The sequence below is a fragment of the Desulfotignum balticum DSM 7044 genome (assembly GCF_000421285.1).
GTDB lineage: Bacteria > Desulfobacterota > Desulfobacteria > Desulfobacterales > Desulfobacteraceae > Desulfotignum > Desulfotignum balticum.
Map to the genome: position 1 here is coordinate 797261 of NZ_ATWO01000001.1, position 12258 is coordinate 809518.

8 protein-coding genes are annotated in these 12258 nt (G+C 52.9%); 7 read left to right on the forward strand and 1 reads right to left on the reverse strand.

The features are described from left to right. Positions 1 to 545 precede the first annotated feature (545 nt). The 5 genes from K365_RS0104185 (at position 546) to K365_RS0104205 (ending at position 9370) form a co-directional block, all read left to right on the forward strand. Positions 546 to 3206, forward strand: a complete 2661-nt coding sequence (locus K365_RS0104185; RefSeq protein WP_024333649.1) for a PAS domain S-box protein — start codon at positions 546 to 548, stop codon at positions 3204 to 3206. An 80-nt stretch (positions 3207 to 3286) separates the two neighbouring features. Next, positions 3287 to 4807, forward strand: coding sequence for a glutamate synthase-related protein (locus K365_RS0104190; protein WP_024333650.1), 1521 nt, complete (start codon positions 3287 to 3289; stop codon positions 4805 to 4807). Positions 4808 to 4842: 35 nt separating this feature from the next. Then, entirely contained in the window at positions 4843 to 6333 is a 1491-nt protein-coding gene (locus K365_RS0104195) for a B12-binding domain-containing radical SAM protein (RefSeq protein ID WP_024333651.1), read from the forward strand. 75 nt (positions 6334 to 6408) lie between these two features. Further along, positions 6409 to 7197, forward strand: a complete 789-nt coding sequence (locus K365_RS0104200; RefSeq protein ID WP_024333652.1) for an alpha/beta hydrolase — start codon at positions 6409 to 6411, stop codon at positions 7195 to 7197. A 142-nt stretch (positions 7198 to 7339) separates the two neighbouring features. Further along, entirely contained in the window at positions 7340 to 9370 is a 2031-nt protein-coding gene (locus K365_RS0104205) for an FAD-dependent oxidoreductase (RefSeq protein ID WP_024333653.1), read from the forward strand. 140 nt (positions 9371 to 9510) lie between these two features. Here K365_RS0104205 and K365_RS0104210 read toward each other — a convergent pair whose 3' ends face one another. Further along, on the reverse strand, positions 9511 to 10431 hold the full coding sequence (locus tag K365_RS0104210) for a manganese-dependent inorganic pyrophosphatase (protein ID WP_024333654.1): 921 nt from the start codon (positions 10429 to 10431) through the stop codon (positions 9511 to 9513). A 353-nt stretch (positions 10432 to 10784) separates the two neighbouring features. Between K365_RS0104210 and K365_RS0104220 the strand changes: the two genes are divergently transcribed. Beyond that, positions 10785 to 11093: a YhbY family RNA-binding protein gene (locus K365_RS0104220; RefSeq protein ID WP_024333656.1), complete on the forward strand. Its 309-nt coding sequence runs from the start codon at positions 10785 to 10787 to the stop codon at positions 11091 to 11093. 57 nt (positions 11094 to 11150) lie between these two features. Beyond that, entirely contained in the window at positions 11151 to 12221 is a 1071-nt protein-coding gene (locus tag K365_RS0104225; RefSeq protein ID WP_024333657.1) for a DUF933 domain-containing protein, read from the forward strand. Positions 12222 to 12258: the final 37 nt, after the last annotated feature.

Below are 12258 nucleotides of genomic sequence, written 5' to 3' on the forward strand. Positions count from 1 at the left end.
TTAGTATTTCAATCCTAATTGTCATTGGCCCCTAAGAAATAGGCGTGCCGGACAAAGAAAGCCTCTTCATTGTAGTCCGTGTCGATAAACCAGCAGGCAATCCCCGCCGGGCCGTCTCCCGTGTCATCCGCCAGTCACCGGGACTGGGAATGCGCCGCCATTGCTCCACTTCCCCGCGGACGGTATTGATCAACGCCGTGTGGTCGTATATCTGTTTTTCTGTTGACAATTCATGGGCAAACAGGTCTCCCTGGACGACCTGGGTGGCCGACGCTGATTTGCCTTTACCCTATAGAATCTTCCGGAAAGTGATATGGTCTGGATCTTCCATAGGACAGGCAGATGCATTTTGTCAAGCAACGTTCCGGGTGTTGTTGTTCGTTCTGTGATTTTTTTGTACCAATCCCATGCAAAAACTGGTAATTTTGGTTGGTTGGAAAATGATGCGGCAAATGATGGTTGCGTTCTATAAAAAAGAAATTCCTGGTCAAAAATGTCAGAAAAATAAAACAATTGCCTGCGATGGGCAAGGAAAGTGATCCTGTATGAAACAAAATTCCACCTGTGACGAACTGGAAAGACGGGTTCAGGAACTGGAAAAAGAACTGCACGATGCCCGGTTTCTGACGGAAGAAATCATGACATACATGACCGAAGGCCTGGTTCTGACAGATATGCAGGGGACGGTCACCTTTATCAATCAGCGGCTGTTGGAAATGCTGGGGTATCTGCCCGGACAGATCATCGGAAAGAGCTGGCTGGAGATGGTGCCGCCTGGACAGCTGGCCATTGCCAGGGCCGCGGAAGCCAGGCGTGCACAAGGGCATACGGACCGGTATGAAATTGTTTTGCGCCGCAAAAATGGACATGAATTTCCGGTGATGATCGGGGCAGGCCCCCGGTTTGACAAACACAGTGGTGAATTTATCGGCACCATGGGGGTGGTGACGGACATCAGCGAGCGCAGACAGGCCGAAGATGAACTCCGAAAATATGAATGGCTCATCGAGAAGGAAATTCCCCCGGCAGATACGGATGCTCCGGCATTTGAGACAGTATACGGCGATATCACGGCGCTGAACACCCGTCGTCTGATTCTGGAAGGGGTCGGAAAAGAGAATCTGAAAGAGATGGCCGCGGATGTCATGGCCCTGCTCGACACCTCCCTTGCGGTCTATGAAGCCAACGGAGACTATGCGTACGGGGTTTTCAAGTCTTCCTGGTGTCAGTTTATGGATACAGCATCCTTTCATTTATGCGGTACAAAGGATGTCGGAAAAGCACTTTCATGCGGCAAATGGCTGTGCCATGACAATTGCTGGAATGATTCTGCCCAAACGGCGATGGTGTCCGGAAAACCATCTGACATTGAATGCGTCGGCGGCATCCGTCTGTATGCCGTGCCCATTTTTGCCGAAAAAAAAGTGATCGGTTCTGTCAATATCGGATATGGGAACCCGCCTCAGGATGATGACACCCTTGCCCGGCTGGCTGAAAAATATCATATTGATTTGGATCAGTTGCGTGCCAAAGCAAATGCCTATAAACCCAGACCGGAGTTTATCATTGAACTGGGAAAAAGGCGTTGTCAGCATATGGCACGGATGATCGGAAAGATCATCGAGCGCAGACAGGCGGAAAAATCAAGACAAAAATATCAGAAAGACCTTGAAAAACGCAATCATTTTATTCAGACGATTCTGGATAATCTGCCCATCGGACTGGCGGTCAACTCGATTGATGAAGGACAGGCAATATACATCAACAAACAGTTTGAGCAAATATACGGCTGGCCCAGGGAGCAGATCAAAGACATTGACACGTTTTTTTACAAGGCATATCCGGACCCGGCGTACCGGGAAAAGATCATGACCCGGGTTTTTGAGGACACTGCATCCGGCGATCCGGAAAAAATGGCCTGGGACGGGGTGGAAATCACCCGGCAGGATGGTGAAAAACGGGTGGTCTCCGCCAAAAATATTCCTTTGCAGGAACAGAACCTCATGATTTCCACGGTTCAGGATATCACGGAAAACACAAAGCTTCAAAATCAGCTGCTCCAGGCCCGGAAAATGGAATCCGTGGGCCGGCTGGCCGGGGGCGTGGCCCATGATTTCAACAATATGCTGGGGGTGATTCTGGGACATGTGGAATTCGCCCTGGAAAAGATCGGAGAGAATCACGATCTGGCGGCCGGTCTGAAAGAGATTCAAACCGCTGCCCGGCGTTCGGCAGATCTCACAAAGCAGTTGCTCACCTTTGCCAGAAAACAGATCATTTCTCCCAGACCGCTTGATCTCAACGATACCGTGGAAAGCATGCTGAACATGCTGCGACGGTTGATCGGGGAAGACATCGATCTGGTATGGAAGCCCGCTGCCCATTCATGGACCGTGAAAATGGACCCGTCCCAGATCGACCAGATTCTTGCGAACCTGTGTATCAATGCCAGGGATGCCATTGCCGGCGTCGGCAGGCTCACCATCGAAACCGGCAAAAAAACGTTTGATGAACAATATTGCAGGGAAAACGCGGGTTTCATCCCCGGCGATTATGCGTTGCTGTCAGTGAGTGACAATGGTTGCGGTATGGACAGGGACACTTTGAAAAACCTGTTTGAACCGTTTTTCACCACCAAGGAGATGGGAAAAGGCACGGGCCTGGGGCTGGCAACCATCTATGGCATTGTGAAACAGAACAGCGGATTCATCAACGTGTACAGTGAGCCCGGGCAGGGATCCACGTTCAATATCTACCTGCCCCGGTTTGCAGCTGAAGGCCGGGAGCCCGGTGATATCCCCCGGGAAAAAACAGCCGCCGCCGGCACGGAAACCATTCTGGTGGTGGAGGATGAACCCGCCATTCTCAGAATGACCTGCATGATGCTGGAACAAAAAGGATATACCGTCTTGCCTGCTGCCACTCCGGCGGAAGCCCTGGAAAAAGTGGAAAATCATTCCTGTGCCATTGATCTGCTTTTGAGTGATGTGGTACTGCCGGAAATGAGCGGCCGGGACCTGGCCGGACAGATCATGGGGCTTTGCCCCGGTATCCGGATATTGTTCATGTCCGGATATACCGCCGATGTCATCGCCCATCAAGGAGTCCTGGACGACGGGGTGGCGTTTATCCAGAAGCCTTTTTCAATGAACGATCTGTTAGGAAAGGTGAGACATGCCCTGGATCATGACCCGGGCCACGGCTGACAGTCAGGTATTGTAATCAGAGACAGATGACCGCGTTTGCGGACAATATGAAAATAACCGTTCAGGAGGTGTGCTATAAAATGACCTATTCACCCAAATTAAGTTCCGGGTTCACGTTTGCCAGAAACCGGAGTGCGTTTGTTTCGCCTCAGTCGGGCATGTGTTCGTTCTGCACCCAGGACTGCAGCGGCACCTGCGAGATCGCCCAGGCGGCCGTGCTGGGGGCCCAGACCGTGTATCCCACCACCACGGGGAACAATCAGATTGCATCGGAAAAAGATTATCCCGTTGATTTTTCCCATTTCAATATCAACGGCCGGGTGTTCGGGGCCAGAGGCATTTCTGAAACCGGTGATAATGCCACTATTTTCAATGTTGACCTGGAACGGACGTATGGGTTTTACAACACAGTCAAGATGACCATGCCCGTGATTCTGCCGGCATTGATCAAGCTGAACTGGCAGGATTATTTTTCCGGCGCTGCCATGGCCGGGGTGACCTGTGTGATCGGGGAACATGCCAGAAACAACGAACCAAACTTGAAAATTGTGCAAGGACAGGTAAGCGATTTCCCGCTGCTGGGAAAAGCGTTAGACTGCTTTGCCAGATATGACAGAGGATATGGCCAGATCGCTGTGCAATGCAATGTGGATGATGATCTGATGGGGGTGCCCAAAATCGCCATAAAAAAATACGGGGCCAAAGCCATTGAGATCAAATTCGGGCAGGGGGCCAAAGGCACCCAGCCGGCCATCCGGGTCAAGGATCTTGAGACCGCACGGGTCAAACAGGCCCAGGGAAACCTGGTGTATCCGGACCCGGGTGATCCGGGGGTTCAAAAAGCCTATGAAGACGGGGTGTGTCCCAATTTTTACACCTATGGCCGACTGCCGCTGTGGACTGAAAAATCCCTGTCGGATCATATAGACAAGTTACGGGATATGGGGGCAAAAAATATTTATTTTAAAATGGCGGGATATGACCGGACCGATATTGAAGAAGTGATCCGCATCGCGTGTGAAGCCAAGGTGGACATGATCACTTTTGACGGGGCCGGGGGCGGGTCCGGTTACAGCCCGTCAAAAATGATGAACGAATGGTCGTTGCCCACCATCTGCCTGGAGGATGCTGTGGTGCGCATCTGTCACCGCCTGAAATCGGAAGGATACCAATTGCCGGCCATGGTGATGACGGGCGGATTTGCCAGCGAGGATCAGGTGTTCAAGGGCCTGGCGTACGGGGAGGGCCATGTGCTGGGGATCGGGCTGTGCCGGGCCGCCATGGCTGCGGCCATGACCGGGAAAACCATTGGGGAACAGATCAAAAACGGTCAGGTGCCGGAACGGTTCAAATCCTATGGGGCCACCATTGAAGAAATTTTCTGTGACCTGCCGGATCTGCGTGCCCTGTACGGCACACAGGCAAACACATTTTCCACAGGGGCCATCGGGGTGTTTTCCTATCTCAACAAAATTGCCTTCGGATTAAAGCATTTTGCCGCGTTGAACCGGAAGTTCAACCTGGATGTTCTGGACAAAACCGACCTGATTCCGCTCACATCCGAAGCCAGGGCCCTGATGGAAAACAAGTGGTTTATTTAAAGAGATTGGAATTGCCAGGGAGGCTTTACAGGTTTATGAAACATGCAGTGCTCATCAACAACGCCCACATTGAAAACTTCAGTGTCCGACATCTGGGAGCGTATCTGACATCCCGGGGATTCCGGGTGTCTGTCATCCATTATGAAAGCCGCAAAGAGGCCGTGTTTGAGCCGATGCCGGCGCAGGCCCTCAAGATCCTGGCCGAATACTGCAAAGACTGCGACCTGGTGGGCATCACCCTGCTGACCACCCATCTGAAACCCCGGTGCCGTCAGATTACCCGGTATCTGAAAGACCGGATCAGCGCTCCGGTGATCTGGGGCGGTCCCCCGGTCATTGCTGATCCGGTTCGGTTTCTGGATGACGCAGACCTGGTGTGCGCCGGTGAAGGGGAAACTGTCATGGAACAACTGCTCAATCAGATGCCGGCTGCCCAGATTCCGGGCCTGGGGTTTGTGTCGAAAGATAAGAATCCCGTGATCAATCCCCTGCCGCCCATGCAGGATGTCAATGAACTGCCTATTCCCCGGGTGGATCTGGAAAACGGGCTGGTGCTGACCGAATCGGGCCTGACATCCATGAAACAGCAGATACCCCCCTCTTTGTCCACGTACAGCGTGCTGATGGTCAGAGGATGCCCCTACCGCTGTGCCTACTGCCTGAACAGCCGGCTTATGACCATGTTTGAAGGCAAAGGCCCGTATGTGCGCAAGATCGCAGTGGACCGGGTCATTGAAGAACTGGCATGGGCAAAAGCCCATATCCCTCACTTGAGACGGATCATCATTGATGATGATGATTTTTTTCTTAATTCAGAAGACCGGATGACACGATTTCTGGCGCAGTACATGGATCAGATCGATCTGCCGGTGTTCTATATCCAGGCCAACACCCGTCAGATCACTGAAAAAAAGCTGGATATTCTGGTGAACAGCGGCCTGGACCTGCGGTACCTGAAGATCGGACTTCAGTCCGGCAGCACCCGGATCAGCCGGGAGATATTCAACCGCCCCCTGGACCGGTGCGCTTATCTGGACAAACTGGAAATGGTCATGGCCCGGGGCATCCGGGTGATGATCGATGTGATTTCGGACAACCCTTACGATACTCTGGCCGACAAATATGCGGTACTTATGTTTTATCTGAATATTCTGAAGCGGATTCCGGACCCGTCCATTGAGCGGCCCGTGAAAATCTATGACCACAAACTGATGTATTATCCGGGCACCCCGCTGTATGAAAAGGTGTTAAAGGACGGGCATATTCAGGCTGATTATGTAAACCAGGTCCTGTTGAAACGCAGCACCCTGCGCCTGCACGAAGAAGACCGGGACCATGATGCGTTGATGGTGGCTTTGTTCAATACCGCAGCCAACCGGAAACCGTTTCACCGCTCAGCCCACGTGCTGCTCAGGGTGCTGGCCGTGCCGCCGGTGTTCAGGGCTGCAGTCCGGTGGGGCCTGGCAGGTATTCTGAACCGGGTGTCACAGATTCCGGCAATGGCGGGTCTGCCGGGAAAAAGCTGAACTTAAATTTCCCATAAAACTGAATGGATCACAGGTCAGGATAGATAACAGATCAACGTATCAGGAGAAGAGGCCATGACAGACCGCAGTTTTTCCGATTACAACGCCCTGGATCATCCCGGGATCCTGGCATATATTTTTCATCCCAGAGCTTTGATGCGGCCGCCAGGGCCTGATGACATGCTGATTCCCGTGGAAGAGAATGTTCACATCGGGGCCTGTTTTCATGTGGCCGGAAAAGCGGCCCCCACCATTTTGTTTTTCCACGGCAACGGCGAGATCGTCACGGATTACGATGAGCTGGGGCCGTTGTACACCCGTATGGGGATCAATTTTTTGGTGGTGGATTACCGGGGCTATGGCAGATCCACGGGGTCGCCCACTGTGTCCGCCATGATGGCGGACAGTCATGCAGTTCTGGATTTTGTGATACAGTGGTGCCGGGATCAGGGATTTACCGGGTCCGTGTCTGTCATGGGCCGGTCTTTGGGCAGTGCATCCGCCATTGAGCTGGCAACAGCCCGGTCATCCGAAGTGAAAAATCTGATTGTGGAAAGCGGATTTGCCAGTACCGGGAGTCTGCTCCGGGTGCTGGGCATTGACCCTTCAGCCCGGGGCATCCAACTGCCTGCAAAACTGGACAATCAGGAAAAAATCCGCCAATGGACGGGGCCGGCATTGATCATCCATGGCGAACAGGACCAGCTGATTCCATTTTCCCACGGCCAGGCATTGTTTTCCGCCTGCCCGTCACCTGAAAAAAAACTGGTGAAAATTGCCGGTGCCGGGCATAATGATATTTTTCTGCGGGGCCTGGAACTATATCTGGCTGCTGTGAAATCCCTGGTTTTGCCTGACACCTGAAAGCAAAGCCGATGGCAAAATAATTAATCAAATTCAGGGATATGGTTGACATTTCGGCTTGCAGATGGTTATACAGTACAGGATTATTCCGGCGCAACCGGCCGGTACAAGAGGATAACATAAAAACCATAGAGGATACGGCATGATTCAATCGATTCTGATGATGGGGGGACTGGGAGTCGTCATCGGCACGGCCCTGGTGATCGCGTCCAAGGCATTTTATGTATATGAGGACCCCAAGGTCCTGGCTATTGATGATGTGCTGCCCGGTGCCAACTGCGGCGGCTGTGGCATGCCCGGGTGTACGGCCAATGCCCAGGCCATTGTGGCCGGAAAAGCCAGTGTCAACTCATGTGTGGCGGCCGGGGATGATGTGGCCCAGGCCATTGCCGCCATCATGGGGGTATCCGTGGCTGAAAAAGAACCGGAGTTTGCCGCCCCGGGATGTTATTACGGCAACAACAAGGCAGACCTTAATTATGCCTATCAGGGAATCAGAGACTGCCGGGCCGCTGCCATGCTTTTGGGGGGGATGAAAGTCTGCCATATCGGATGCCTGGGTTTGGGTACCTGTGTGACCGCCTGTATGTTCAACGCCCTTTCCATGGGACCGGACGGACTGCCCGTGGTGGATCAGGAAAAATGCACGGGGTGCGGGGCCTGTGAAAAAATCTGTCCCAAAAACATTATCCGGCTCACATCCGTGACAAGGCGCATCATTCGTGAATACACGATCCAGGACTGCACCACTCCCTGCCAGCGGGCCTGTCCTTCCGGGCTTGATATCAGAAAATATGTGGGATTGATCCAGGAAGGGGATTATGCCGGATCTCTGGCAGTGATCAAGGAAAGAATGCCGTTTCCCTCGGTCATTTCCCGGATCTGCCCGGCATTGTGCGAGTTTGACTGCCGGCGGCTGCTCCAGGATGAAACCGTGGCCATCAACGATCTCAAACGGTTTGTCTGCGATTATGAAAGAAAACAGTCACAACGGATTCAGCCCTATAAAGCCCCGGCCACAGACAAGAACGTGGCTGTGATCGGCGGCGGTGTGGAAGGATTGGCTGCCGCGTATTTCACGGCCCGTCTCGGCCATGCGGCCACGGTTTTTGAAAAAACCGAAGTGCTGGGAGGCATTTTGCGCACCGCGATCGCAAGAGAGCGCCTGACCATGGATCTGCTGGACTGGGATATCCAGGGGATTCAGGATCTGGGGGTAACCTTTAAAACCGGCGTATCCGCAGGAACCGACATTACCATTCCCCAGCTGCTGGCAGGTGAAGGATTTGATGCCGTGTTCATTGCGACCGGTGGATGGGACTCCCGCATGGCCCGGAACGAAGGAGATAACCCCACGCCGCTGTTTCCCGGCGCCCATCTGCTCATCGATCTGGTGCGCAGCGGGCAAAATGAGAACATCACCGTGGCCTGCGGCAAGCATGCCGTGATCACGGGAGGGGGAAAATTTCTGGCAAAAGCCGTGACAACCCTGCTGGAAAAAGGGGTTGAAACAGTGACGGTCGTGTCCAGAAAACCGGAAGATGATCCGGATGTGGATCTGACGAATCTGGATGCGGAGGCGGCCCAGGCCGTGACCGTGGTTTATAATACCGGTATCACAAAGGTAATGGGACAGGAAGAAAACTTGACCGGCGTGGAAGCGGTGGATCTTTCTTCCGGTGAAAAACGCGAAATTGCGGCAGATACATTGATCATCGGGGCCGGGCGATTTCCAGAACTGGTGTTTGTTCCCGTGAAAGAAACGGATGAAAACGGCGAGATGATTGCCGGAGGTGCCCTGGCATGGGAAGGGCTTGAACTGCCGAAAAAACCGGATGTCCCGCCCCAGATCGGCCTGTTGTCAAAACAGGATGTGATCTCCGAATACCCGTCCGCCGTTGCAGCCATCAATGGCGGCCGAAAAGCGGCTGCTGCGGTTCATCATTTCATGTATGGACTGGAATTTCAGGATCCTGACCTGTTGATCACCCAACACAGCCGGATCCAGAATGTCACACAGATCCAGCAGGTGGAAACCACACCAAAAACCGCCTGGGATGACCTGGCCCAGCCCATGGCCGCAGCCACGGGATTTTCCGAGGCAAAAGCCCGCAAGGAAGCAAACCGGTGCCTGCAGTGCGGGTTGATCTGCTATGAAAAACAAAAAGCCTGACAAATGATCGCCCCGGCGGGTGTCCGATAGAAGCATCCGCCGGCGGGCCGCTGAGAACAAAAGAAAAAGGGGGTCGGCATCTGAATGAATCAGATGCCGGCCCCCTTTGTTATTCAGCGATGGTGCAGGTTTTTAACGTATCAGCTGAACGCTTTTTCCAGGTCCGGTACGATCTGTTTTTTCCGGCTCATGATGCCGGGCAGCCAGGCTTTCCCGTCTTTAGGGGCCACGCCGAAGGCTTTTTCCACCACAGACTCGTCATCCGATGCCACCAGCAGTTCCGTGCCTTCCTTCATGATGTCGGTGAGCATCAAAAGAACGGAATGGTGTCCTTTTTCCGCTTTCAAAGCCTTGATGTCTTTTTCCAGGTCTGCCTTGATGCCGTCCACAATGGACAGGTCCACCAGTTCCAGCTGACCCACGCCCACGCCCTTACCGCTCATGTTGAAGTCTTTGTAATCCCGGAACACCAGCTCCCGGATGGGGGTGCCTTCCACGGCGGATTTGACCTTGAACATCTCAATGCCCAGGGCTTCCAGATCGGATTCGCCGCAGATCTCGGCCAGTTCCGCGCACACGGCCTTGTCTTCATCCGTGCACGTGGCGGATTTGAAGATCACGGTGTCGGACAGAATGGCGCACAGCATGATGCCCGCGACATCCTTGGGAATTTCCACGCCCAGATATTTGTACATGCGGGAGATGACGGTGCAGGTGCAGCCCACGGGCCAGATCCAGCATTCCAGGGGCTGACCCGTGGTCACGTCCCCGAGTTTGTGATGGTCCACAATGCCTAAAATGTTGGCTTCTTTCAGGTCATCCGGGCTCTGGGCCAGATCGGAATGATCCACCAGGTACACATCTTTGCCGGCAAAACTGGTCACCACTGCCGGGGCAGCCACGCCGAATTTATCCAGAACGAATTTAGATTCCGGGTTGAGTTCACCCTGGGCGGCCGGGGCAATATCCTCACCCAGTTTTTTCTTGAGATCTGCCAGTGCGATGGCGGCACAGACAGAATCTGTATCCGGGTTTTTGTGGCCAAATACCAAAGTTGTCATAAAACCTCCTAATTGATTAATGTCATGTTTATACAAAAAGATGATGCGGTTGGTCACCCATCATCATACGGTTTCACAGTGATGGCTGTCCGTTGTCTGATGCCGTAAAATTGCAAAAAAGCGGACAGATCCATTTAAAATCAGAGTATCTTATAAAATTTATCGGCAATATACACAAGGAAAATTTTAAAAATTCAGACCGGTTTGAACCGGTTGGCCCATGGCAGGTTGCCTGGATTTTATTTTTAAAAAACCCGGGACATGGGCCGGGTTTTTCCCTTGTTTCTGTTCAAGCATTTTTTTCTGTGGTATAAGGCTTATTTTAAAACCCAATCAAGACGAAGGATAATAACATGGCGATGCAGTTGACCGGGAGCCAGCGCAAATATCTGCGGGGTCTGGCCCATCATTTGAATCCCGGGGCGTTTGTGGGTGCCAGGGGAATGACCCCGGCGCTTTTGGCTGAGATTGAAACCGCCCTGGACGGGGCCGAACTGATCAAGATCAAGTTTGTGGATCATAAAGATAAAGCCGTTAAAACCGGGCTGCTCGACGAGATTTCCCGGCAGACGGGCGCGGCGGTGGCAGGTATGGTGGGGCATGTGGCCGTGCTGTACCGTCCCCACAAAAATGCGGAAAAAAGACGGATTCATCTGCCCTGAACGGGTTTTGTGCGGGTCAGAATTTAAACGTAAACAATCAAGGGAATACCCAATTTTATGAAAGTCGGTATTATCGGCCTGCCCCAGACAGGCAAGAAAACTTTGTTTCAGATTTTAACGGGAAATGCGGCACTGGATCCGGCAAAAGCAAATAAACCCGTGCCCGGGGCCGCAGATATCATGGATTCCCGGTTCAACACCCTGGTGGATATGTATCAGCCCAAAAAACAGGTCAGGGCCCGGCTGGATCTGGCGCTGCTGCCCAGACTGGAAGCCGAGACCATTGCCGGCGGTGAGATTTTCAGGGATATTGCGGACATGGATGCCATCTGTCATGTGATCCGGGCGTTTGAAGATGATGCCGTGTATCATGCCCAAGGGTCGGTGAATGCGTGGCGGGATTTTGAAAATGTGAATGCCGAACTGCTCATGCATGATCAGATTTTTGCGGAAAAACGGATCCAGCGGCTGGCCGATGAGGTGAAAAAAATAAAAGATGAGGCCCGGCAGAAAGAACTGGATCTGATGCAGCGCATTCAGGCACACCTGGAGCAGGAAAATCCGTTGCGGTTGATGGCATTGTCCCCGGATGAAGACAAAATGATCCGCAGCTATCCGTTCATCACCCGGAAAAAAATGGTGATTGCCGTGAACGTGGCGGAAGAGGACCTGGGAAATCAGGATCTGATGGCCCGGTTTGCCCCGGCCTGTCAGGCCCAGGCCATCGAGGTCATGCTGGTGTCCGCCAAAGTGGAAGCGGAAATCGCTTTGCTGGACACATTTGAAGAAAAACAGGAATTTCTGGATGCGCTGGGCATTGAAGAAACCGCGCTTGAAATGCTCACCCGGCTGTGTCTGAGGTCTTTGAACCTGATCTCTTTTTTCACTGTGGGCAAAGACGAAGTACGGCAATGGCTGGTGCGCCAGGAAAGTACGGCGCCACGGGCGGCCGGGGTCATTCATTCGGATCTGGAAAGAGGATTCATCAGAGCGGAAGTGTTTTCCTATGATGATTTGATCGCTTTCGGGTCGGAAGCAGAGCTGAAAAAAGCCGGCCGGTTCTATGTGGAAGGTAAAACCTATCTGGTCAAGGACGGGGATATTTTAAACATCCGGTTTTCCGTGTAACCCGTGTCTTGTTTTTAGTGATAAAAGGCGGGTTCCG